Annotated in this window: 21 protein-coding genes and 1 pseudogene; 4 read left to right on the top strand and 18 right to left on the bottom strand. The window is 52.9% G+C overall.

Features of this window, described 5'->3' with window-relative positions:
• Positions 1-56: 56 nt before the first annotated feature.
• The 11 genes and pseudogenes from BJF97_RS03010 to BJF97_RS34995 form a co-directional block, all read right to left on the bottom strand.
• Positions 57-1727, bottom strand: a complete 1671-nt coding sequence (locus BJF97_RS03010) for a TraI domain-containing protein (protein ID WP_070082837.1) — start codon at positions 1725-1727, stop codon at positions 57-59.
• Positions 1721-3166 carry a UvrD-helicase domain-containing protein gene (locus tag BJF97_RS03005; RefSeq protein ID WP_070082836.1) on the bottom strand — a complete coding sequence of 482 codons (1446 nt, stop codon included), beginning with the start codon at positions 3164-3166 and terminating at the stop codon, positions 1721-1723. The genes BJF97_RS03010 and BJF97_RS03005 overlap by 7 nt, the downstream gene beginning before the upstream one ends.
• Positions 3167-3401: 235 nt before the next feature.
• Positions 3402-4085, bottom strand: a complete 684-nt coding sequence (locus BJF97_RS03000) for an N-6 DNA methylase (protein WP_070082835.1) — start codon at positions 4083-4085, stop codon at positions 3402-3404.
• A gap of 119 nt (positions 4086-4204) precedes the next feature.
• Complete coding sequence (locus tag BJF97_RS02995) at positions 4205-5119, bottom strand: DUF1281 domain-containing protein (RefSeq protein ID WP_070082834.1); 915 nt, start codon at positions 5117-5119, stop codon at positions 4205-4207.
• 117 nt (positions 5120-5236) lie between these two features.
• Entirely contained in the window at positions 5237-5509 is a 273-nt protein-coding gene (locus BJF97_RS02990) for a TA system toxin CbtA family protein (protein WP_070083025.1), read from the bottom strand.
• Positions 5510-5522: 13 nt separating this feature from the next.
• Positions 5523-6533: an ArdC family protein gene (locus BJF97_RS02985; protein WP_070082833.1), complete on the bottom strand. Its 1011-nt coding sequence runs from the start codon at positions 6531-6533 to the stop codon at positions 5523-5525.
• A gap of 74 nt (positions 6534-6607) precedes the next feature.
• Complete coding sequence (locus BJF97_RS02980) at positions 6608-7210, bottom strand: DUF3085 domain-containing protein (RefSeq protein WP_070082832.1); 603 nt, start codon at positions 7208-7210, stop codon at positions 6608-6610.
• A 105-nt stretch (positions 7211-7315) separates the two neighbouring features.
• Positions 7316-7948, bottom strand: coding sequence for a hypothetical protein (locus BJF97_RS33925; protein WP_148722752.1), 633 nt, complete (start codon positions 7946-7948; stop codon positions 7316-7318).
• Between the two features lie 93 nt (positions 7949-8041).
• Positions 8042-8392: a hypothetical protein gene (locus tag BJF97_RS33920; RefSeq protein ID WP_148722751.1), complete on the bottom strand. Its 351-nt coding sequence runs from the start codon at positions 8390-8392 to the stop codon at positions 8042-8044.
• 684 nt (positions 8393-9076) lie between these two features.
• Positions 9077-9367 (bottom strand): annotated as a pseudogene (locus BJF97_RS02970) (integrase core domain-containing protein); the annotation flags it as partial.
• Between the two features lie 78 nt (positions 9368-9445).
• Complete coding sequence (locus BJF97_RS34995) at positions 9446-9853, bottom strand: acyl-CoA dehydrogenase family protein (protein ID WP_070082830.1); 408 nt, start codon at positions 9851-9853, stop codon at positions 9446-9448.
• Between the two features lie 338 nt (positions 9854-10191).
• Between BJF97_RS34995 and BJF97_RS02960 the strand changes: the two genes are divergently transcribed.
• The 4 genes from BJF97_RS02960 (at position 10192) to BJF97_RS02945 (ending at position 13689) form a co-directional block, all read left to right on the top strand.
• On the top strand, positions 10192-11064 hold the full coding sequence (locus BJF97_RS02960; RefSeq protein WP_228706706.1) for a metal ABC transporter substrate-binding protein: 873 nt from the start codon (positions 10192-10194) through the stop codon (positions 11062-11064).
• 83 nt (positions 11065-11147) lie between these two features.
• Entirely contained in the window at positions 11148-11987 is an 840-nt protein-coding gene (locus BJF97_RS02955) for a manganese/iron ABC transporter ATP-binding protein (protein ID WP_236945568.1), read from the top strand.
• Positions 11984-12844 (top strand): iron/manganese ABC transporter permease subunit SitC, encoded by an 861-nt coding sequence (sitC, locus tag BJF97_RS02950; RefSeq protein ID WP_070082827.1) that lies wholly within the window; start codon positions 11984-11986, stop codon positions 12842-12844. The genes BJF97_RS02955 and sitC overlap by 4 nt, the downstream gene beginning before the upstream one ends.
• Positions 12841-13689: a metal ABC transporter permease gene (locus tag BJF97_RS02945; protein WP_070082826.1), complete on the top strand. Its 849-nt coding sequence runs from the start codon at positions 12841-12843 to the stop codon at positions 13687-13689. Before sitC ends, BJF97_RS02945 begins: the two co-directional genes overlap by 4 nt.
• A 131-nt stretch (positions 13690-13820) precedes the next feature.
• On the opposite strand, the gene BJF97_RS02940 is transcribed toward BJF97_RS02945, so the two are convergent.
• From BJF97_RS02940 to BJF97_RS02910, 7 genes are all read right to left on the bottom strand, one after another.
• The gene (locus tag BJF97_RS02940) at positions 13821-14198 is read right to left on the bottom strand and encodes a Fur family transcriptional regulator (RefSeq protein ID WP_222859776.1); all 378 of its coding nucleotides are present in this window, start codon (positions 14196-14198) and stop codon (positions 13821-13823) included.
• 723 nt (positions 14199-14921) lie between these two features.
• Positions 14922-16280, bottom strand: coding sequence for an efflux transporter outer membrane subunit (locus BJF97_RS02935; protein ID WP_222859775.1), 1359 nt, complete (start codon positions 16278-16280; stop codon positions 14922-14924).
• On the bottom strand, positions 16280-17383 hold the full coding sequence (locus BJF97_RS02930; protein ID WP_416186833.1) for an HlyD family secretion protein: 1104 nt from the start codon (positions 17381-17383) through the stop codon (positions 16280-16282). The genes BJF97_RS02935 and BJF97_RS02930 overlap by 1 nt, the downstream gene beginning before the upstream one ends.
• Positions 17384-17478: 95 nt before the next feature.
• Positions 17479-19110 (bottom strand): MFS transporter, encoded by a 1632-nt coding sequence (locus BJF97_RS02925; protein WP_070082822.1) that lies wholly within the window; start codon positions 19108-19110, stop codon positions 17479-17481.
• Positions 19110-19616 (bottom strand): TetR/AcrR family transcriptional regulator, encoded by a 507-nt coding sequence (locus tag BJF97_RS02920; RefSeq protein ID WP_222859774.1) that lies wholly within the window; start codon positions 19614-19616, stop codon positions 19110-19112. Before BJF97_RS02920 ends, BJF97_RS02925 begins: the two co-directional genes overlap by 1 nt.
• Positions 19617-20281: 665 nt before the next feature.
• Positions 20282-21316: an NAD(P)-dependent alcohol dehydrogenase gene (locus BJF97_RS02915; RefSeq protein WP_070083024.1), complete on the bottom strand. Its 1035-nt coding sequence runs from the start codon at positions 21314-21316 to the stop codon at positions 20282-20284.
• 565 nt (positions 21317-21881) lie between these two features.
• On the bottom strand, positions 21882-22913 hold the full coding sequence (locus BJF97_RS02910) for an IS630 family transposase (RefSeq protein ID WP_070082820.1): 1032 nt from the start codon (positions 22911-22913) through the stop codon (positions 21882-21884).
• Positions 22914-23315 lie beyond the last annotated feature (402 nt).

Raw genomic sequence — 23315 nt, 5'->3', positions numbered from 1 at the left:
CTTGTTTAACAGACATACAGCGAACGCCCGGCTCCCCATAGCACAGATAATTCCAGTCAGGGGATAACCAGCATCTTGCTATCGTCAGGTACATTTTTTCCGCGAAAGAGCAAACTCGCTTTAATGAGGTAGCCTTTAGTTCGTTTATAAGGGCCCGAGCCATCGGTGCTTTCATACAGATGAGCGAAATAAAAACGTTTCTCTTTGACCCGACGGTGTTTTTCCAGACGTTCAAAGTCCTCCTGGAGGGCTTCGCGCTGATTGCCATCCAGTCCTTGCTGTTTCAGATAAAGATAAAAAATACCGGGTACGGTGATAAAAACAAAACCAGAAACAAAATGGACTCTCGCCCCTGCCGTGTTGACCTCGATCTCGCCTGAATTAAGCCCTTCACTTAACCATTTCCAAAAATGTTCTCCCGGTTTATTTTCTGAGGGCGGGCCACCAAACGGCAGCATTTGCTCCTCTGGTGCGAGCGTTTCCCCACCAGAGACCTCAGCAATGTCCAGGGGCTCGGCTGGCGGTAGCGGTTCAATTTCAGGCTTGGCTGTTTGATCGAGCAAGTCAGCTAATTTTTCCGTTACGTCAGGCATATCCGGCACCGGGGCGTGGCTATCTTTAGGCGGAGGAACCTCTTCCTGATTTTTTGGGTGCACCGGTGCAGACACCTTTACTGCCATCAGTGACAACAAGGTCGCCATATCCTCTTCAGTGCCGGCAACCGGTTCAGGCGCCACAACCATTTCAGCCAGCGGTTTGTCATTGACGGGTTCATCCAGTGCGGAGCTCAGCAACACATCGGCTGTGGGCGTTTTGCTCACCTCTGCCGCAGGCTCGCTTTCCACTGACGGCGCTTCAACCGCAGGTAAAGTACTGGCCGCGCTTTGCAAATCCTCCGCCGGGGCCAATGGCCCGACAGCGGCAGTGACCGTTTGCAGCGGTACCGGTGAAACGATAGCCACGCTCCCCGACGGTAAGGCAGGCAACAGACTCTCCCCCCGCGCCTGCCGAACGGCTTCCCGGACAATCTCATCAATCACCGGTAATGGGCTGGGCTGATGTGCAACAATCATCATAAGTGCCTGGGCGGCGGCCGGCAGCGTCGACAGCCAGGCAATGGCATCCGACGGCACCAGGCGTGCGGCGATCAACGCACTCTGACTTGCCGTCAGTACCGGCTCAGGCGGCTTAACCCTGAAACGAAAACGGTATGGTTCACCCGGTACGGTGATGCCGGGCAACCAGGGCCGGCCGCTCAGCAGTTCGCCTTCAATTTGGCTGAGGACTGGCAGGTAACGACAAAGGGCGGCGTAAAAAATGACGGCATTCCACAGTACATTCTGGGCGGACTGATCTTCCGGCGCGGCACCGGGGGGAAGCATATGCCCCCTGGCCAGGCGTACGGCAAACGTCGTCGTCTGCAGGGTGACCTCCGCCAGCCCGCCCTCTCCGGCATACTCCCCTTGTTGCGTCGCTGGCAACAATTGCATCAGCGTTACCAAATGCTCTAGGGGCTGCAGATAAAATTGCCTGTAGAGGTCTCCAGGTAATGCACTGCTTTCCCATAGCTGTTGCAGGCATTGTTTGCGGGATACCGGGTTCAACAGTTGTCCGGCGGATACCGGCATAAAATAGCCTGCGGGGCATGCCGGAGATGAAGACTGAAGCACAGATTTTGCCGGTGCCGCCCGGCTGCCAACCAGTAACGCCCTGATGGCTTTCAGCATGACGTCTCCCCGGAGGTATCACGCTCTTCGGCCATAAGCGCCTGCAGCAACGTATTGATCACCAGCGTTTGCCGGGCGCGCGTCACCGCCACATACAGCAAATTGGTTTCATCGGTACGTTCGCACTCCGCCATCAACGGATCGGTAATATCGGCAAAATCCTCATCCAGCACCACCACCGGCCACTCCAGCCCCTTGCTGCGATGAGCCGTTGAAACGGTGACCTGGGCCTGATTTTCATTCGTCACCGCATGCTCACGCATCACCTGTAGCTTTTGTGGCAGGGGGAAATACCGATCAAGCAACCGCAATGCCTGATTCATGTCGGCATCTTTGGTGGCTCTGGCCACGGCTTCAAACTCGTCAAAGTGGCGATATTCCCGTGCCAGCTGTGGCGATTGCATGCGTTCCGGCATATCGGCCGAGAACCAGTACAAATCCTCCATTTCTTCCGTTTTGTAGCCGGCGATGCCGCCCACCCAATACACTTTTTTCCCAGCCAGGCTGGCCTGCAGCGCCGCACCGATGACGCCGGCAACGGTCCGGCTCAATATGGCGACATGCTCCTGCCCGGCGTCTTTGGGCAAATGTGCCACAACGTTATCACTGCCCCCATTACCCACCACGGCCAGCGTTTCTCCCTGACGGGCCAGCAGCATATTTGCCACGCCAGCCACCGCCGGGCCAAAACGAAAACTGTGGGTCAGGCACAATTGATCCGCGTCAGCCAGTTGCGGCGCATCGAGCGCATTTTCGGCGCCGCGAAACCGGTAAATCTGTTGATGACGATCGCCGACCAGCACCACGTTGCAGCGCTGTGTCAGTACCAGCGACTGGGTGACCGGGTTTGCATCCTGCCCTTCATCGAACAGCACGGTATGCCAGCGCGTCGAGAAATCGGGCCGGGAGAGCTGGTACAGTTTAAGATAGACGTCATGGGTGACAGGAAATATCCCGTCCTGGCGGGCTGATTCATGCCAGAGCTGTTGCGCTGCGGCCAGTATTTTTCCGGCGGACAATCCACTGCGTGCCTCGTTGTCCGGTAAGTGTTGATGCCCAAACTCGGTATCGCTACTGCAGAGGAAGGCATTGAAAGTGGTGATAGCCGCTCGTGCCAGCGGCCAGTGGCGGGTATTGAGCTGCCGGGCAACGTCGGTGATGCGCAGATTCCCGGTCAGCCGGTGTTGGTAGTGACGGCCAAAATTAGGCCAGGCCAATTGATGTGATGTTTTGCATTCCACGTTGAACGGGAATTTTTGCTCGGCTTCATCCCTGACCGACCGATTATAGGCGAGATAGAGCATCCTGCTTTCAGGGTTGGCCAACGCAAAACGCACCAGGGTCGAGGTTTTGCCTGTGCCGGCAAAGGCCCTGACCACCAGGCGGTGTCCGGACCAGCCGATGACGGCGGCCTGTTCAGGCGTATCAGAATAGGACATCAGCAGCACTCCGTAAAATCATGACCGGCGTTATGCTGCGCGGGTCGTTACAACGTTCGCCACAGAAAAACCTTTTCCCGGAAAGAAAAGATTATTTTCAGACAGATTTAATGCTACGACAGCGCCTGACCGAAAATACGGGTTAACCACATGATAAGAAAGACGAAACAATACGGTCTAAAATAAAAAAAACCGGCCAACAGGCCGGCACAAAGACAGCGTTTATTGCCCGGAGTCAGGCAATACTTTCCCGTCTTGACTGTAACCGATGTGCCCAGTTCCCCAGATAATGGCCGGGCGTGTAGAGGATCCGACGACGTTCATCGTTAAGGCTGTTCCCAATCACGACTTCACCCGCTACGCCACAAAGTGACAACTGTATATAGGCCATTCCAGCCGCCAGTGGATCAACATCCGTCGCGGAAACCCACAGGTAACGGTGCGAAGCGTAACCTGCCTGGTTAAGAACATCGGCATAGGCTAATACCATGCAACCCGCTCCGCATGCAGGCTCGCTGAGCGTGATAAAGGGGCGCTGTTTAAACACCTTATTCACATCGCCCAGCTGTATTTTTGCCATCATGAGTGAAATTTCCCACGGCGTAAAAAACTGGCCGCGGTATTTGTCGCCCAGTTCCAACTGCATAAACACCCGGCCGAGGAAGTCACAGAACCCTGTTTGCAAGCCGTTAACCACATGGGCAAGCAGTTGCGCCAGACGATTCACATCCGTTTTTTCATAGCCACTGATTATTCGCATATATTTGTCCTCCCGCTTTTGGCTGAAGCAAAGACGGTTCTCCAGCGCAATCACGCTGCAGCTGACAAAATCTTCGAATACCTTGTGCCGCTTATGGTATCGCGCCGTCTGGTTAAAAAGAGAAACAAAAGCCTTTTCATGGTTAATAACGCCGTTCATACGTGCTCTCCACAAAAAAGGGAACACGTATCCCGTCAGGGAAACAATGTTCCCCAACGGGTAAAAAGGCCACCGTTGTCAGCGGTGGCCACAGGTTAATTTAAACGCAAAGACAGCGGTTAACTGGCAGTTGCATTTGACGAAAGCGGCACTGAATCCTTGTCTGCGTAGGTCAGGTACACAACCTCATCCTCAGGCTCTATTCGTCCGCCATCGACATGTTCGCCACGGTCGTAACAGTCATAACCACTGCGTTCCGCATCCGGCATAAACCAGGCATGCTCGACCTGGCAACTGAACTGCTCTGATAATACCCCGATAACTTCGCCTTCCGGCGGATACCACGGAGAGTCGAAATGCACCGTTAACGTGTTGATACCGTCACGAACGCAACCAACGTTATGCCCACATGGCCATTCAACCCCGTACTGGCGGCCGTAAAGCCCGGGTGTTGTCGGCACGTCCCGCAACAGATCCCCTGAACCATTCAGTTCAGTGGCCAAACGTGTCGGTATCAGCATCAGCATATCGCACGGGGCGGTATACTCGGGCATCATGCCTAGACGTTCCCAGCAATTGCCGGCATCAATGACGGGGCTGACGCCGACGATGCCAAACCAGTCCGCATACTGACGGGTGAGTACATCCGCAATACGAGCCTGCGCCATGGCCGGGATATTTTCCCACTTCACCGCATCAATGCCTGACTGTCGGTAAAGACGTTCAATCAGTCGAATGTTTTCAGTCGTTAACGACACATCCGCTTTCAGCAACCCAATCCATTGTTCAAAGGCCAGATTCTGCGGCGATGCCACGCCAGGATGCGCCAGTAATCCTGGATAGGGTACATAGATACCGGGCTTTACCGTCGCCGGCTTCAATATTCCGGCGCAACCTGCCAAAAACAGGCGGCAGCTCTGCAAAATGGCATGACGATAATCAGGCACCACATGGCCATTGACCCATTTTTGCACCTCATCCACAAACACGGATTGGCCAGTGATAATCAAACGATTGTTGCACCAGTTCGACATGGTAGTTCTCCTCTTCTTTACAAGAAAAAGAGGGAGTTTCCCCCATAGGGGGAATGTCTCCCCCTATGGGTCAGGTGTTAAATCATGACAGTCAGACTGATTACGCCTTCCTCTCTGTTAGCTGTATTCTTCTTCTGCCTCCAGGATAACCTTCAACTCGTCGGCTTCACGGATATACGGTGATAGTGGTTGATAGTCAGTGGAATCAATGCGTTCAAGGTGGTACTTGTCCACCAGGGTGTTGATCGCCTCAAATGGCTGTATCCCGGCCTCCTCTAAAGCAATAACGCAATCATCTTCACACAGCTCGGTATCGTTTAACGTCAGGCCAAAGTATTTGGCCAGAAGCATGCCGGCAGTGGATTGCCAGATTTGTTGTTCATGATTCATCATGATGCCTCTCTCATGCCGCCACTGCGGATTCAGTCGTCCCCATTTCTGCTTCAGCCAGAGGCGTTAACAGAAACTCGGATGCCTCCCTTGCCTGTTTGCTGGCACGAAAAATCGCACGTTTATCCTCATGCAGCACCTTAAGCCAGGACTCAAGGTAACTGTCGTGCTGGACATGACCGAAGATCCCCAACTGCGCACATAAAAAAGCGCTGCCCAGCTCGGCCACCAGTTCTTCAAACGCATAAAGCGGATCGCCGAACCGGCGCGAAGTTAAGGCGATCCCCTCACGATTAAGCCGTTTGGCATGACCGGTACTGTGTACCAGTTCATGCAGCAACGTTGACCAGTAGTCCGCCTCGGTTCGAAACTGCCGAACCTGCGGCAAAACAATCTGGTCGCGGCCCGGTGAGTAAAACGCCTTGTCCTGGTAAATCCGGTCAAATTGAACGCTACAGGCTTCAACCATCGTATTAACCTGTTCCTGAATTTTCTCATCAACCCGCGTGACATCCTGTTCCGGGGCATCTGCCGGCGGTTCGCCGACAACGCTATCTGGGAGGTCATCACACTGGGCGACATTAAACAGATACAGGGGTTTCAGCATGGGTATTCGCATTTTCAGCGGGTTCCCGTCGTCGTCCAGTTGCGGCTTACCGTCGGTATCCTCCACCTGTTTATCCCAGGGTTTGAATACCACGGCCAGTGTCGCGGTCTCGCCTGCGCGCATATGGCCGCCAACGGCTTGCGCCTGTTTGTAGGTTAACCAGCGATTAGCCTCATAGCCCTTCTCAGCTGCAGCTATCCATAACAGCAATACATTGACGCCGCTGTAGAGATAACCGGTCATGCCGTTGCACGGCATGGCGGCATTCGGAGAAATACGGGGCTTATTGGTTCGCCATGGCTTACGCCAGGGCAAGGTTCCATTCTCAATGGCCACAATAATTTTGTCCGTCACCTGCTGATACAGATCCGGACGGTCGCCACGAGATTGAGTGAACTGACGTGATGTTTTTTTCATGGAGTGCTCCTCATAAAAAAAGGCGCATTCCTCCCCAAGTGGCGAAGAATACGCCCCGGGGGACAGAAAAAGGGTTAGCAAGCGGGGTAACGTATCGCCTCTTGTGTGTTGACCGAGTCAATGCGCTGTTTCAGTAACCCGAAAGCGGCCTGGAACTCTTCCCGATCGCGCGGTTTAGTCCGTTTGCAAGCGGTGTAGCAAGCCGTTCCCAGCAGGTTGATGGCGCTGTTACGCCAGCGTTTCAGTAACGATTTACCGACACATGCCGGATAATGGGTGTTAGCCTGTTGCAGCAGACGCGCAGCCATTCGACGGTAATCTGCAACGCATACCCACTCAACAGGAGCAACATGAATGATGAGTTCCTCTTTGAGTAAATGTATCCGTAACTGATTGCTTTCAGAAAGTATTCGTTCAGCAGCCTTTGCATCCAGTTTGAGGTGCTCGCAAAAGTCATCACCGCCGGCAAATTCACAGGCAGTATCGTACCAGTCCTCATCCTTCTCAGGATGGCAGCCATCCGCATAAACCAGATGCTTGATATGGCCATCTTTTCGCCACTCTCCCTCCGCCGACATCAGGTAAATCCCCTGATCTTTGACCAACAACAACTCACACTGGTTGGCCAACGTTTCCTCGACGACCGGACGCAATTCCGCAGGGTTAAAATGCAACATGTTTGTCTCCTTCAATAACGGAGACAGCTTCCCGGGAAGGAAAGCTCCCTCCGGGGATTAACGCCTTAAAGGCGCAGGGTTCTTTAGCTCAAAACCGTAAGGTCATCAGTATTCGTAAAAATTTTCCGCTTTTAGTTGATACAAGTGATGCTCGGCTTCAGTCAGGATCCGCCAATCGTCTTTATTCAGAGAACGTTTCGGATCGGAAAGAAAAGTAAGTAAAAGCTCGTCTACAGAACCCGCCATCACTGTTACGGAAGACGGTGAAAGAGGAGCCGATAACACAGGCCAGCCCAGATTCCGGTTCAGCCAACGTAACGGCATAGACCAACTGGCTTCGCCGGCAGAGGAATGCACCCGAAAATTATTCGGGCAGAGACTGTGCAACAGCACCATGACAAGCCGACTAAAAAAATCATAGGGTTGATGCTGTGGGGTAAATTCCTGAACGCAAAGTGTGTTGTTGCTACGTATACGTTCGACAGTGATGACATCCGGTCGGTGTTCAGCATCAGTTTCGCCAGAAAAGACCAGAACGCCAGAGTCAGGGAACAGACCAGAAGCATCAGTCAGTGCCCTATGCTGCTCATCATACGGACGCAAAATAGAGGGTAATCTCCAAAATGTATCCGTCACTGCCAGCACAAAATTTTGCCAGTCGTGAGGGGCAACAGTATTCACCTGTTCAATGGTGTAAGCGATGGGTTCAACAGTGGGGTTGAAAGATAACGAGCTCATGAATAAATCCTCCAGAAAGAAATGAAGGGGGATTTATCCCCCGGACGGGAATAAATCCCCGTCTGGGTCAGTCGTTACAGAAAACCAAACGCTTTAATGGTAATGGTAACGAAGTGAAGCAAGATGTTCGGCCAGAATCATTGCCGCCGCCATTGCCTCCCTTTGAGTACGAAATACGACTGAAGCCGCTCCTGCTGTCAACGGTCGGATAGAAAAACTGTACTTCCCGGCATGGAATCCGGAACGAGAGATGATTGACGCCCCCCAACCACCAGATGGCAGTGGGAAAGCTCTGGCCCTAAAGCTCAGATCTCCCATAGCGGTATGTTTCCACTCACCTTCAATTACGCCTTCCAGAACCGGATTTATTTGGCACCAGAGCGAACGCAATTTTTCGGTGACGCGAAAAGTTGGACGCAAGTAACGCAGTGAAAAGGTATGCATGGTATTTCTCCTGTAAAAACGGGAAACACCCGTCCCATCGGGAAGGTATTTCCCGATGGGTAAGCCAACTGCAAAGCAGACTGGCTGATGGTGATTAATCGTCCATATCCATTGAATAGACGAACTATGGGTGAATGAGACAATGACGACCTAACCGAAAAAGCGTTTTCCGATGGGTAAGTCAGCTAAATCAGGAAGGCATAACCAGAGGTACAGACCACTGGTTGATAGCTGGAGTCTTAATGAACCTTCATCACCGTTAAGTGATCTCCGTTCTCAAAGGGTAAACGGAGTTACCACCACAAGGGCATCCTCTTTCAGGCTACAAGGATATTCGCGATCGCCCGAAGGCGTTTCTCACAGATCGCTGAAACATTGGTTGGCACTCACCCGAAGGCGCCTCTCACAGAGTGCTGAGGCATTGGCTGGTTGTCCTAAGACAACAAGTAAGCCTGTTCATTTTCAGACCACATGATGGCTCTGTCAAGACGATTTACCGACAAATCAGAAGCGATAAAAAGCCGCAGCCCTGTGCGACCTGCGGCGGCTACGTTCATCCAGTAAACGTGGGCCTTATCCCTAACCCTCCATGTTTACAACACTACTCTTACCCTCATTTGTTTGCGATATTCTGTTGGCGTCATACCTTTAAACCTACGAAACGCTCTTGTAAGCATACCTGCTTTAGTTCCATGCACTTTTTGAGATTTCCTGGCTTTCAGCCATCAGCCGGTACTCTTCCGGCGTCAGATTATTCAGGGATTCATGGGGACGCTCGCTGTTATATTCATACAGCCAGCGCTCCGTGATTTCCCTTGCTTCATTCAGTGTCCTGAACAGATAAAAATCCAGTGTTTCTGTTCGGTACGTACGGTTAAAACGTTCAATAAAAGCATTTTGCGTCGGCTTACCCGGTTTTATAAATTCCAGTATCACCCCATGTTCTTCTGCCCACTGCGCCAGTGTCAACGATACTGAACTTACCCAGCAATAGTAGACACGCGATTAAGTGAGTAAACTCTCAACCAGAGGTGACTCATGACAAAACCGACATCAACCAGCAAGAAACCCCGTAAGCAGCATACGCCGGAGTTTCGCGATGAAGCCTTGAAACTGGCTGAGCACATGGCCGTCACTTAATCTGTCGCGGCACTCGTCAAGGATACGTTCGATCAATCCCAGCGCCATACTACACTGCAAACTGAGAAAACGCGGGTGCACGGCTGGAAAAAAAGTCCGGGCGGCAGGATGGATCACATTGTCCTTCTCCAGTACGACATCGTCGAAGCGCAATGCCGCCGTAGCGCTGCCCTGCATCGCCATCAGCGAAAGGTCGTCAGAGCGCGACACGCCTGCAAGCCCGGAGCTTATACAGGCGATGAAAGCAAAGCTCGCCAGTTGACGGAACTCCGGCGTGTATTTGTTACGGTATGCCTTTTCCACGGGTTTTGCTTGCGTCATGGTCCATCTATTAATGACTTTACGCACTTCACAGCGTGTCCACTATTCATGTATTCATCGGTAGGATCACTCCGACGAGATCAAGGTCATGCGACACGCCGTTCTTGAACCATATCCTTGATAACAAAGGACATGCTGCTTCTTTGATCTCTTTTGATGAGTTGCTGTTGCAATTCATTCTTAATTGCATAATATAGATGAACAAATGGGCAGCAAGGCTGCGAACTATTCCGAAGATAAATTCGAGAAACCATCCGCCGATAATGCAATTCAGATGCATATGCGCTAAAGGGGTATTTATGTTCAATAGAGTAAAATCATTCGCTCTGGCCGGAATAATGAGCGCTATGGTTATTACCACGTCACCGGTCGCTGCCCAGGAAAAGTTCAAGGCCGTTACGACATTCACGGTGATCGCCGACATGGCACAGAATGTGGCTGGTGATGCTGCTATTGTTGAATCGATTACCAAACCGGGGGCTGAAATCCACAACTATTCACCGACGCCGGGCGACATTCAGCGGGCGCAAGGGGCGCAGCTTATTCTCTGGAATGGGCTTAATCTTGAGGTTTGGTTCGAAAAATTCTTCAGTAATTTGCGTAATGTTCCCGGCGTTGTGGTCTCTGACGGTATCAAACCAATGGGCATATCAGAAGGCCCTTATGAAGGTAAACCCAATCCACATGCCTGGATGTCGCCAGAAAACGCGCTCATTTATGTCGATAATATCCGTGATGCTTTCGTGAAGTATGATCCGGCGAATGCCGAAACCTATAAAGCGAATGCCGAGGCCTACAAAGCGAAGATAAAATCCACGATCGCACCGATTCGTAAGAGCCTTGAACAAATCCCTGAAGACAAACGTTGGTTGGTATCGAGCGAAGGCGCTTTCTCTTATCTGGCGCGTGATTTCGGCCTTAAGGAGCTTTACCTGTGGCCAATTAATGCCGATCAGCAAGGTACACCACAACAGGTGCGTAAGGTGATAGACGCCGTTAGGGCTAACAAGATCCCGGTGGTCTTTAGTGAAAGCACCGTCTCCAACAAGCCTGCGCGACAAGTGGCAAGGGAAACTGGTGCGCATTATGGCGGCATTATCTATGTTGATTCGCTGAGTGAGCCCGATGGCCCTGTGCCGACATATCTTGATCTGCTCCGTGTCACATCCGACACTGTGGCAAAAGGCTTGGCTGAAGGATTATCTAGATAATGAAACAGCGCAACGTTCTCGACAGTTCCGCGTCATCGGAGGACAGTTCCGCGTCATCGGAGGCGCGAACGGGTATTTCGGTGATGAACGCTACAGTCACATATCGCAACGGGCACACCGCCCTTCGTGATGCCGTCTTCCATATTCCAACAGGTACGATCACGGCGCTTGTTGGGGTCAATGGTTCAGGCAAGTCGACGTTATTCAAGGCGATTATGGGGTTTGTGCGTCTCGCCAAAGGCGATATCAGCGTTCTCGGTATGCCGGTTAAGGTGGCGCTACGCCAGAATCTGGTCGCTTATGTTCCTCAGGCCGAAGAGGTCGACTGGAACTTTCCGGTGCTCGTCGAGGATGTTGTGATGATGGGGCGTTACGGCCATATGGGAATGATGCGTATCCCAGCACGCGTCGATCGTGAGGCCGTTGATACCGCACTTTCCCGCGTCGGCATGAGCGAATTTCGCAAGCGCCAAATTGGTGAGTTATCCGGGGGGCAGAAAAAGCGCGTCTTTCTTGCCCGCGCGTTGGCGCAGGATGGCCAGGTCATTCTGCTTGACGAACCTTTTACTGGCGTCGACGTCAAGACTGAAGACCAGATTATCAAGCTGCTGTGTGAGTTACGGGATGAAGGCCGGGTTATGTTGGTTTCCACGCACAACCTTGGTTCGGTGCCGGAATTCTGCGATCGTACGGTTCTGATCAACAGTACGGTACTTGCCTATGGTCTGACCGGGGATACGTTTACACAGGAAAACCTGGAAAAGACTTTTGGCGGCGTATTGCGCCACTTCGTACTTAATGAAACGCATGAAGGCAAACTGACATCCGCCAGCGTTTTTAGCGACGATGAGCGGCCACTGGTGCTCTCTGGAGGAAAAGTAAAAAGCATCGTATCGAAAGAACGCACCGGGAGCCAAAAATGATCGCCAATCTGCTTGAGCCCTTTGCTTACCACTATATGCTCAATGCCATGTGGGTTTCAGCATTGGTTGGCGGCGTCTGTGCTTTCCTCTCTTGCTATCTGATGCTCAAAGGTTGGTCGCTGATTGGCGATGCGCTGTCACATTCTATCGTTCCGGGGGTCGCGGGCGCTTATATGCTCGGGCTGCCTTTTTCGATCGGCGCCTTTTTTTCTGGCGGGTTGGCCGCCGCTGCGATGCTGTTCCTCAATCAACGCACAAAATTGAAGGAAGATGCAGTCATCGGCCTGATTTTCTCTTCCTTCTTCGGACTCGGTCTGTTCATGGTTTCCCTACGGCCGACAGCGGTAAATATTCAGACCATCGTGCTGGGCAATATTCTCGCTATCACACCGGAGGATACGCTTCAGCTTGCAATCATAGGTATCGTTTCCCTCGTTATATTGTTCGTCAAGTGGAAAGATCTCATGGTTACGTTCTTCGATGAAAAGCACGCACGTTCGATCGGGCTTAATCCGATCGCGCTCAAGATTATGTTTTTCACTCTGTTGTCTGCGTCCACGGTTGCTGCATTGCAGACGGTCGGCGCGTTCCTCGTTATCTGTATGGTGGTGACGCCCGGCGCGACAGCCTATTTGCTGACTGACCGCTTCCCGAGGCTTCTTATCATCGCCGTCGTCATTGGCACGGTCACCAGTTTTGTTGGCGCTTATGCGAGCTATTTCCTTGATGGCGCGACCGGTGGCATTATCGTCGTTCTGCAAACGGCAATCTTCCTTATTGCATTCTTTCTGGCGCCCCGACATGGCATGCTAGCGGCTCACCGACGAGCCACTAAAGCATTGGAGGCAGCGCGATGAATATTGTCGACATACTCATCTCCCCCTTTCAGTTCGGCTTCATGGTCAATGCATTGGTGATCTCAACGTTGGTCGCCGTGCCTATGGCGCTCCTGTCCTGTTTTCTGGTGCTGAAAGGATGGTCGCTTATGGGGGATGCTATCAGTCATGCCGTTTTCCCAGGCGTGGTGATCGCTTATATCATCGGCATACCTTTTGCGATCGGCGCTTTCGTGGCTGGCATGTTTTGCGCTATCGCCACCGGTTTTCTGAAGGACAACAGCCGTATCAAGCAAGATACAGTCATGGGGATCGTCTTCTCCGGCATGTTTGGCCTGGGGTTGGTTCTTTATGTCAAGATCCAGTCGTCGGTTCATCTCGATCACATCCTGTTTGGCGACATGCTTGGTGTTTCCGGGATTGATATCGGTGAGGCTGCATTAATCGCAGTGATAACGGCAGGGGTTATTGGCGTGAAGTGGCGGGACTTTCTGTTACATGCCTTTGATCCTGCGCAGGCAAGGGCTGTCGGGCTTCGCGTCAATTTTCTGCATTACGGTTTGCTCGCGCTTATATCGATGACTATTGTCGGCGCTTTACAGGCCGTTGGCATCATCCTTTCCATCGCCATGTTGATTGCGCCGGGAGCCATTGCCTTCCTGCTGACGAAAAAGTTCAACACCATGTTAATCCTGTCAGTGGTTATCGCTGTCTTCGGTTCTTTCGTTGGCGTTTATGTTTCGTTCTTTATCGACAGCGCGCCAGCGCCAACTATTGTGTTGCTACTGGCGATCAGCTTTGTGCTGGCTTTTATCTATGCTACTCGTAAGGCAGCCCGATTCGAATCATCATCGCAGGCAGTATGAGGCTTCACCCCACCCGGCGGGAGTAGCCGGGTGGGCCCTATGAAAGAAGACCTCTAACAGGGAAAGCGAGAAATACAGGCTGGCAGAATAGGGCAACGATCCGACAGCGCAACGGTGTGACAAAGGGCAAACTAATTATTCCTGTTTGGCGATGTTTTTTTCTTACCGCCTTGCCCTAATGGCTTGACGTAGATTTCAAACCTGTGGCTAACAATCGAAAAACCATGTTGGCGGGCAATCTCTTCCTGCAGACGTTCGATCTCATCGGAGCGAAACTCAATCACATCCCCGGTCTCGACATTAATAAAGTGGTCATGATGCTCGTGATCCGAACTTTCGAAGCGCGCAGGGCCATCCCCGAACGTATGCCTTTCCAGAATTCCCTTCTCTTCAAGCAACTTCAACGTTCGGTAAACGGTCGCGATTGCAATACCCGGATCGATTTTTGTCACTCGGCGGTGCAATTCTATCGCATCAGGATGATCATCCGATTCCGCGAGCACTTTCATGATGACACGTCGAGGCCCCGTCATCCGGAGGCCGTGCCCTTTGCAAAGTGTAATTATATCCATCTGAGGCCTAATTAACTAAATATACGCGCCCTACGGGCGAACAGTTCAAAATAGCTTCTGGTATAAAATTATCGCCGACAGCGCCATTGTTTGGTCTATTTTATTTAAGCTAGTTGCGTTGCAATTGCAATATGAGCAAGAATTGTACCATGCTTAGCGTGCGGAAAAAATTCTACATGCTACTCGAGCCTGGACATATAACCCATGTCTATGTTGTTTAAATAGTGCCGCGGAATAGTAGTAGATCACTTTTGGGGTACCCAGCTTAGAGCCTATCCCATTAGGGCTATTTTAGATTGCGTAATCTGATCAATCGACAAACCCACCCTATCAGCAACCGGACTGAGCGATGCCGATCATAGCATCAATGCCCACAAGGCTGTTCCTGTGATTGTTTTAGCCTGTAGATGTAGTAAAAGCGAAGAGAGCAGCAGTTTCACCAGGCGTTCTCTTCCCGACGGTGAGCCGAAAAGTAATTTTATCGCACAGACGGGGATAACGTAGCCACGAATTATTACGTAAAAGCGTGCTGTGAGGCTTAATCAGAAACTGCCAACTGTAAGCTGTGAAAGCGCCGACCGACCGGGGTTATCAAGCTTAACCTTTAAGGGGAATTCACATTCCCAAAAAGAATAGCAATCGCTTTGCGATTAATCCGCTTCAGTCTGTTGACCAGCCGCCTCCGAGCGCCTGATAAAGCGCGATTGCATTGAGCAAACGGCTTTCACGCAGTTGAACCAGTTCAACTTCCGCATTCAGCAACCCGCGCTGTGCGTCCAACTCTTCTAGATAGGAGGCATAACCCGCCCGGTAACGGTTGCGGGCATACTTCAGCGCCTCCGTGACCGCAGTCCGCTGCGCACTTGCCTCAATGGCCTGACGTTCCAGCCGAACCACGCCTTCCAATGCATTTTCAGTTTCCAAAAAAGCGTTCAACACCACCGCGCGATAGGCCAGCGCGGCCTGATCGCGACGCGCCTGCGCCGCATCCGCCTGCGCCGCACGTAGACCGCCGTCAAATAGCGGTGCCAGCAGACTGCCGCCGAGACTCCAGACGTTAACCGGATCGATACGCTCGACGAACAAGCGGCCGACCGATGCAGTGAGACTCACTTGCGGCAGCAAGGCCGCGCGATTGGACGCGAAGGTCGCATCCGCCGACGCCAGTTCCGCTTCAGCCTGGGCAATATCAGGGCGGCGCGCCAGCAACGAGGACGGCAGGCCCGGCACCGGTTCAGGAATGGTCGCGGCATCGAAACGGCCGCGTTTTACCGGGCCAGGCAAATCGCCGGTAAGCAACCTTAACGCATTCTCCTGTTGCCGCACGGCCAGCTCCAGCGCAGGAACGCGCCGGGCGGCGGTACGTTGCTCCACCTCGGCTTGCGCCTGCTCCAACCGAGACGTATGGCCCGCTTGCGTACGTCGTGTAGCGACGCGCAGCGCCTGATCGCGCGAAATCAGCGTGTCACGCGCGATCGCCAGTTGCGCATCAAGTGACATCAGTTGAACATAGGCGCGCGCTGTCGCGGCCGCCACCGATAGCGCGGCGGCGTCACGGGCATACCGACTAGCCTGAAGACTGGCGCGCGCCGCATCGTTGGCGGCCCGCAGGCGTCCCCACAGATCGACCTCATAGGCGGCCTGCAACTGCGGCTGAACGTTAGCGCTTCTGGATGCCTGACCCGACGCGTTCAGAGCACGAGCATTCTGCGCGGCGACCGCAGCCGTTAGCGAAGGAAACAAGGCCGACCGTGCCTGGGTCGCCAGGGCTTCAGCCTCGCGCAGGCGTGCTTCGGCGGCGGCCAGGTCGGTATTGCTTGCCAATGCACGCTCAATCGCGCTCTCCAGGTGTGGGTCGCCAAACGCACGCCACCAGCCGGTCTGTACGCTACTCGTTCCTGCCGTATCCGCCCGCCAATGCGTTGGCGGGGCAGGCGGCAAGTCATTCGGCGACGGCGGAGAGGACGTCGCGCAGGCCGTGAGAGCCAGCGCTATGATGCCAATAGACAGCGGACGCATCAGCGGTTCTCCCTTTCTTCGCCTTCACCCGTGCGCATGTCGACTCGCGCGACGACAGACATCCCCGGACGTAAATTCTTCAGCCCTTCCTGCCCATCATCAAGCTCAATACGTACTGGCAAACGCTGCGCCACTTTCGTGAAGTTGCCTGTGGCGTTTTGAGCCGGAAGCACCGAGAACTCCGAGCCGGTGGCGGGCGAGATCTGTTGCACCCGGCCGGTGAATCGCTGGTCGCCCAGGGCGTCCACGGTCAACACCGCGACCAGGCCTGCCTGCATGCGCCCGGCCTGCCGCTCCTTAAAACTGGCGATGACCCATAATCTCGGCGGCACCAGGGAGACCAATTGGGTTCCTGCCGTAACATACTGACCTCGCCGGGAGCCGACCTGGCTCAATTGCCCGTCTTCAGGTGCCGTGACAACCGTGTTGTCCAGATCGATCTGCGCCAGTCTGACCGCCGCTTCGGCAGACTCGACGGCCGCCTCCAGCCCCAGACGCGAAACCTCCACCGCACGCACATCCTGGCGCGCCACTTCAAGCGCGGCTTCAGCCTGCTTAACGGTGGCGAGTGCCGCGCGCCTGGCCGCTTCGGCTTGATCACGCTCGCGAATGGACAAAGATCCATCGGCGGCCAGCTCGGCCACGCGTGCCATATCGGCTTCCGCTCGTACCCGTTGTGCGCGAGCAGACGCCAGCTCGGCTTCGCGGGAACCGACATTGGCGCGGCTGGATGCCCCCGCCTGCGCCGAGTTGGCGAGATCCGCCTGGCTTGCCGCGAGGCTGGCGCGGGCCTGCGCCAGCCGTTGGCGATAAATGCGGTCGTCAATACGGAACAGCGGCTGACCAGCGGCAACATACTGGAAATCGGCGGCCAGCACCTCAGCCACATAACCGCTGACCTGCGGGGAAATCAGCGTGACCTGTCCACGTATATACGCGTTTTCAGTACGTTCATAAGGCGAGGAGAACGGCGGCAACCGCCATGCGAACAGGATCAGCAGTACCGCTGCGACGGCCAGTACGCCGATGGACAGAGTAGTGCGCAGCCGCAGCGTCTTCTCGGGCTCCGGCTGTTCCGGCGTTGATTCGCCCGCCGTGGACAGGCCTTCATCCTCCGGCTGCTGAATATGATCTGGGCGCTTGTCGCCTGCGGCAGGCTGCGCGGGAGGCTTGGTCGTGCTCATATAAAGGGCATCCGTTAAGTGGCCGCAGCGCTTGCGTCGCTGCGTTCGGCTGGTTGGTCTTTGGCTTTAATGGCCTGACGGACCGTATCGGCGATGTTCATCAAAAGCTGAAGCACGGCGATGGCGCCGATCAGCATGAAAACATCGTTAAACGCAAGCACGTTGGCTTGCAGCGTAACTTGCTGGTTTAGTCCGGAAACGCCGCCATAGGCCTGTAGCGCCAGCGCAGTCTGTACGTCGCTCGTCGCGGCACCCTCACTCAGGTAGGATAGATGATGCTGGACGCGGACTGATTGAAATGTCGACAGAATTGCGGCACCGAGTTGGCCGCCCAGGATTTGAGTGACGCCAAACACCACGGCGAAAGTAATGACCGACTGTAATCCCCTGGCCATCAAGTGGCCGATGCCAATGATGACCGCCGCGCCCATGAACATCGCCCCCGAAAAGCTGAGCAAAGCCTGGCTGACGTAGAGATTGATGGGATGCGTCGCTATCGTCGCGCGCGCGTCCATGAATGCGCCGATCGCAATCAGGGCCAGCGACAACAGCAATTGGGGAACGATCAGCTTGTTTGAAATCAACAAACTAAAAGCGCCGACCAGCACGCCCGCAACCGTCGCGGCCAGAACCACGACATAGAGATCGCGCATCTGTTCCGGACCGAATCCCAGCGCCATCAACAATCCGGTCGAACCAAAGGGCTGCTCGCTAAGCAACATGCGCACCAAAAGCATCGAAAAGGCGAAATTCAGGAAGTTGGCGCTGACAATCCAGCGTGTATCGATCAAAGGATTAGCCCGGCGGTGCTCATGGATACCGCCGGCGATCAGCAAGGTCACCGCGCCGGCCAGCGCCCAGCCCTGCCATGGCGCGTCGAACCACCAGTAGCTGCGTCCCTGCGCCACGACCGCCACCAGCAAGGCGAAGCCCGGCGCCAGCAGAAGGAAACTGACGAGATCCCTCCATTCAAATGAATGAACCCGAATACCGGGCGGCAACGGCAAGACATACACCACCGCCAGCGAAGCGACGGCGAAACCGGCCTCCAGCGCGTAGAGGCTCTGCCAACTACCGAAATCGAGCAGAGAGGGCGAAATGATCCACGCCAGCGGCATGGTAAGCTGGGAAACGCCGATGCCCAGAATAATCGTCTGCAAACGGAAGCGGGCGGGCAGCGCCTGCGCCATGTACATCACCGCCAGCGCGCCCAGGGCAGCGCCGGCCACCCCGCTGACGGCGCGCATGGCTAGCGCCCCGGCAAAGGTGTCCGTCATCAGATGCCCCACGGCGGCCACGGCGTAAACCAGCATAAACACTTTGGTGAAGGCGGTCAGCCCGAACTGCTGCCGATATTTGATCAGCAACAGGTTCATAGAAATGTTGAACATGGCATAGATGCAGCTCAGCCAGGTCGCCTCTCTGGGATCGAGACCAAGCTCCCCCTGAATGGCCGTCAGGTTGACCCCCACCAGAGCCGTCCCGAAGCCGCCGGTCAGCCCCAACAGCAAAGCGGAGAGACCGTACCAGAGACGGGTACGAGCGGGAAAGTCGGGTGTGGACGGCGTGCCTGGGATCGCCGGGCGCTCATGAGGCTTCCAGTCCGGCACCTCGCCGATGATATCTCCCAGACGCCGCTGGCTCATCAGTCGCGCCTCCGAATACCGTTCAGCATAATATCCAGTATGCGCTCTCCGGCAAGCTCATCGCCCTGAGCATAACGATTGCCGGCCGTTACCATGCGGCCAATACTGATGACGTCATCAAGCGTCAAATCGGCCCGCACCTGACCCGCCGCGATGGCGTCCGCCAATGGCTGTTCAAAGCGCGCCAGCAGATCGCGCTGACGCGTCTGCATTTCCGGGTGGAGCATGGCGATGGCGCGCCACGCATCTTCAAGGATAGGTTTCTTGCGCGTGACGCGCCCCATTTCGGTGAGCATGGCGATCAATGCTTCGCCCGGGGGCAGCCCTTCGCCCGCATTCAGAACCGGCGCGATATCGCGATCGAACAACGCCAGCAGCAGCGTCTTGCGATCGGGGAAATGACGATAGAGTGTCGCGCGCCCGACGCCAGACGCCTCGACGACCGCTTCGAGCGGAACGTGTACGCCCCGTTCGGAAAAAATGCGCGAGGCCGCATCAAGCAACATCTTTCGATGACGCGCGACATCCCGGCGGGGTTTGGCTACCTGGACCATATCAATCGCTATTCTCTTCTAAAAATGAGACTTCATGCATCATATGGACAAAATTGTCCGTATTCAAGTCAGAAAGTGGTCAAAGAAATTTTTATGGCGCCAAATAGCAATAACTGAGGCGTAATTTCCCCTCAGCGACGACATACGGTGCTCAATCCATTCACTCAATAATCTGCATTTGTTAATATTTTCGCTAAAATGGATAAACTGCGTTGTTCATCAACTAATAAATATTTCCATCTTAGTAAAATATTAATTTATTTCATCGAGGACGACTCAAGGTAGCGGAGGATGAATAATAACCCAGGCATACTATCAGTTGAATAAATCTTGGCTTAGCTCGAGGGATTAGCGGGGAAGGCTCAGCTTATTTATAATACTAACAACCATGAAAAATACGGTATCCACCACCTCTAATAAAATCAATATTGTTACATGCACCCTACTTAATTACATATATACGTAGCGAGAATAGTTGCATTCGGCCAACCTAATGCAACTATAATCATTGTATAACTCCAATTACCCAATAATCCTTTTACTGGGTAATTTTCAGCTCTTACTCAGTATTTCCGTATATAATGTTTTTACCGGATGACTACTATGAACGAAATGGATCACTCCATTTCAATCATAATCTTAATATCCGCAGGTTGACCTGATGCCGCTCTTTCAAAAGCTGCTACACTGTCAGAAAATTTATAGGTGTGAGAAATCAGGGGTTGCACACACAGTTTACCTGAACTCAACAATCGCAAAGTACGAGGATACATGTTGGCATAGCGAAAAACCGTTTTAAATGTTATCTCTTTAGCCTGTGCCGCCACGATATCTAGCGGAGCCGCATCTACTGGCATACCCACCAGTACAGCTGTGCCACCTGGAGCCATATGCTCAGCAATTCCTGCAATAGCTGATTTAGCCCCACTACATTCAAAAACCAGATCAACACCTGTGCCACTAGTCAGTTCCGCGACTTTTTCCGCAAGTTTTCCCGATTGGCTGTTCACTGCTTGAAGGCCATCATAGCTTGCCGCTATCTTCAATTTATCATCAAACAGATCACAGATAATAACGTCTGAACAACCACCGGCCAAAGCAGCTAATGCAGTTACAATACCGATAGTGCCTGCCCCGATGACAAGAGCGATATCACCGGGCTTAATGCCTGCTTTAGTCGCAGCCTGCATACCAATTGCCAGCGGCTCCACCATGGCACCTTCAGAAAAACTGACATTATCAGGCAATTTGAAGGTAAAAGCGGCGGGATGAATAACCGTTTCGCGCAAGCAACCATGAACAGGTGGGGTAGCCCAAAACCGTACGGACGGATCCAAATTATAAATGCCAGCGCGTGTCTGGGTAGATTCCATATCGGGAATGCCAGGCTCCATACAAACACGATCTCCCACTTTCAGGTGACGCACATTTTTTCCCACAGCCAATACGACGCCGGAAGCTTCGTGCCCAAGTACCATAGGAGTCTCAACAACAAAGGGTCCGATACGACCATGCTGATAATAGTGTATGTCACTACCACAAATACCGACTGAATGAATTTTGATCTTTACATTGTTGTCGCCCAGCGACTCATCAAACTGACATTCTCGGATACTAATTTTTTCGGCTCGTTCAAGGAGTAATGCTTTCATTTTTTTCATCCTTATTTCACTCTGAATTACTTTCATTGCACCAGTAGAGGTATTTTATCCTGAAAAGTCATATAAAATCGAACCGCAAAGGTCATATACAGATTTATTTTATCACCAGTACTACATTTCCTAATGTACAGCAACATTTTACCTATCTGCTTCCGTCAAATCATGTTGGTCCTTTCAAAAACTGACGCATGACACATTTGTCTACCACGATCTGCCACTCCTGGTTGATAGTTTACTCACTTAGTTCCGTGTTAACCAATAGTGTATAAGATCAGTCGATTACGTAAATACGAGTCCGGAACAGCGGCGACCCGAAGGGTACGGAATAACAAAAAGGTCATATTGAGTACCGGAAATATCACGTCTTGGATGCGGGTCCTTTGGTGCTTCCCGACTGACCGGGCCAGAAGAGCATAGAGATAGCTATAAGTTACCGGATATGTTACTACATTAGTTCGATGGCACTGGATACTGAGCGTTCTTCACCGACGCTTAGGGTTCTCTAGTTCAGAGAAAACTAATTACAGTGGGTACTAAATAGCTGTTCCTAATACCGCTACACTTTTGCCAGTCCATGGTTTCCTCCCGGGAACGGACTGACGGTTTCCATAAAATGGCGAACTTTTTTCAACAGTTTCCACATCGAACGGCACTGATGGTTACGTGTTATCGTGTCGTGAAGCGCCTGCCATAGCCGTTCAACATGATTCACCCAAGGTGAGTAAACCGGCTGATAAATCACCCTGAACTTCGGGTTTTCCTTCAGCCAGCGCTGTGTTTCCCGGCTTTTGTGGATAACGTAATTGTCCACGATGAGCGTTATCGTTTTTGCCCATCGGTACGTCGCCTTCAGATGCTTTAACAGGCTAATAAACAAAGACGAAGCTTTGCTGCTACCGCCCACATAACTGACTTTTCCTGTGCCGCTGTGCAACGCGCCTGCCAGATAATATTTTTCATTCTGCCCCGGTGTTACCACTCGTTTTTGCTGCCCGCATACCTGCCAGTCCGCGCCGATTTTTGGGTTCAGGTGGATATCCACTTCGTCCTCGTAGAACACGGGATTTTCTGAACTGCATTTCTCCAGCGCGTCCTGGATGGCCGCCATTTTTTCCTCTTTGTGCGGATCACGGATACGCAGCGTTGGTGCAGCTCTTCGCCACACCAGACCGGCTAACGGCAACCAGCGGCGAACCGTAGAGGCATGTAGCTGGCAACCGGTTATCTCATTGATTTTTATCGTCAGCAGTTCCGTACTCCAGCGTGAGCGCTGATAGCCAAAGTCTTCCGGGGAACGTTTTACGAGCTGGAGTAACAGCTTGCAGATCTGTTCAAACGGCCAGCGACGTCCACGACCGGGCGGCAAAGATTTCAGGCCCTCAATGCCGTACAGGGTGAGCCAGTAAATCCAGCGGCCGATTGACGAACGGGCGCAACAAAGCGTTCTGGCAACATTGCTGATACGGTCCCCACGGTGCAGCATCAGCATGGCGGTCAGTCTGCGGGCATGATTTTTATCGCGCGTTTTATGGATAGCTTTCTGCATCAGGCGTCGTTCGCTACGGGGGATTGGTGCTATGATCGGCATCGCTCAGTCCGGTTAGTGATTTGGGATATTTGGCGATTGATCAGATCGCACAATCCGGGCTGAGTTCCCTTGAAGTGATCTACTATTCGGAACAGCTATTTAGTTATGGGGGAAGATCGTTGCCGCGATTTATCGCGGCACAGAGAATCTTGCCTGACTGAGACAGAGTACCGCGAATATCCTGAAAAAAGAGCCCTCAAAGCCGAGTCTCTGCCGTAAACAATGCCGTGCGCCAATGGATTTTTCTTACCTAGAAAGAACATTAAACATTCACTCTCTCACCTTAGTCTTCATATATTCCTAAGAGGAAGAGTATCAAGATAAGCAAGGAAAAATAAGCAATGTCATGGCAGTAATTTCAACCATACCTATGTTATAAAAACATGACATTACTATTTTTCT

This window comes from Klebsiella sp. LTGPAF-6F, assembly GCF_001753185.1.
Classification (GTDB): Bacteria; Pseudomonadota; Gammaproteobacteria; order Enterobacterales; family Enterobacteriaceae; genus Klebsiella; species Klebsiella michiganensis.
Note: the sequence above shows the minus strand (reverse complement) of the source record. Positions and strands in the feature narration are given on the sequence as shown.

Excerpts from the sequence above, each read along its gene's own strand:
- BJF97_RS03010 (WP_070082837.1), bottom strand. The coding sequence starts at position 1,727 with ATGCTGAAAGCCATCAGGGCGTTACTGGTTGGCAGCCGGGCGGCACCG.
- BJF97_RS03005 (WP_070082836.1), bottom strand. The coding sequence starts at position 3,166 with ATGTCCTATTCTGATACGCCTGAACAGGCCGCCGTCATCGGCTGGTCC.
- BJF97_RS03000 (WP_070082835.1), bottom strand. The coding sequence starts at position 4,085 with ATGAACGGCGTTATTAACCATGAAAAGGCTTTTGTTTCTCTTTTTAAC.
- BJF97_RS02995 (WP_070082834.1), bottom strand. The coding sequence starts at position 5,119 with ATGTCGAACTGGTGCAACAATCGTTTGATTATCACTGGCCAATCCGTG.
- BJF97_RS02990 (WP_070083025.1), bottom strand. The coding sequence starts at position 5,509 with ATGAATCATGAACAACAAATCTGGCAATCCACTGCCGGCATGCTTCTG.
- BJF97_RS02985 (WP_070082833.1), bottom strand. The coding sequence starts at position 6,533 with ATGAAAAAAACATCACGTCAGTTCACTCAATCTCGTGGCGACCGTCCG.
- BJF97_RS02980 (WP_070082832.1), bottom strand. The coding sequence starts at position 7,210 with ATGTTGCATTTTAACCCTGCGGAATTGCGTCCGGTCGTCGAGGAAACG.
- BJF97_RS33925 (WP_148722752.1), bottom strand. The coding sequence starts at position 7,948 with ATGAGCTCGTTATCTTTCAACCCCACTGTTGAACCCATCGCTTACACC.
- BJF97_RS33920 (WP_148722751.1), bottom strand. The coding sequence starts at position 8,392 with ATGCATACCTTTTCACTGCGTTACTTGCGTCCAACTTTTCGCGTCACC.
- BJF97_RS34995 (WP_070082830.1), bottom strand. The coding sequence starts at position 9,853 with ATGACGCAAGCAAAACCCGTGGAAAAGGCATACCGTAACAAATACACG.
- BJF97_RS02960 (WP_228706706.1), top strand. The coding sequence starts at position 10,192 with ATGAGCGCTATGGTTATTACCACGTCACCGGTCGCTGCCCAGGAAAAG.
- BJF97_RS02955 (WP_236945568.1), top strand. The coding sequence starts at position 11,148 with ATGAACGCTACAGTCACATATCGCAACGGGCACACCGCCCTTCGTGAT.
- sitC (WP_070082827.1), top strand. The coding sequence starts at position 11,984 with ATGATCGCCAATCTGCTTGAGCCCTTTGCTTACCACTATATGCTCAAT.
- BJF97_RS02945 (WP_070082826.1), top strand. The coding sequence starts at position 12,841 with ATGAATATTGTCGACATACTCATCTCCCCCTTTCAGTTCGGCTTCATG.
- BJF97_RS02940 (WP_222859776.1), bottom strand. The coding sequence starts at position 14,198 with ATGAAAGTGCTCGCGGAATCGGATGATCATCCTGATGCGATAGAATTG.
- BJF97_RS02935 (WP_222859775.1), bottom strand. The coding sequence starts at position 16,280 with ATGCGTCCGCTGTCTATTGGCATCATAGCGCTGGCTCTCACGGCCTGC.
- BJF97_RS02925 (WP_070082822.1), bottom strand. The coding sequence starts at position 19,110 with ATGAGCCAGCGGCGTCTGGGAGATATCATCGGCGAGGTGCCGGACTGG.
- BJF97_RS02920 (WP_222859774.1), bottom strand. The coding sequence starts at position 19,616 with ATGTTGCTTGATGCGGCCTCGCGCATTTTTTCCGAACGGGGCGTACAC.
- BJF97_RS02915 (WP_070083024.1), bottom strand. The coding sequence starts at position 21,316 with ATGAAAGCATTACTCCTTGAACGAGCCGAAAAAATTAGTATCCGAGAA.
- BJF97_RS02910 (WP_070082820.1), bottom strand. The coding sequence starts at position 22,913 with ATGCCGATCATAGCACCAATCCCCCGTAGCGAACGACGCCTGATGCAG.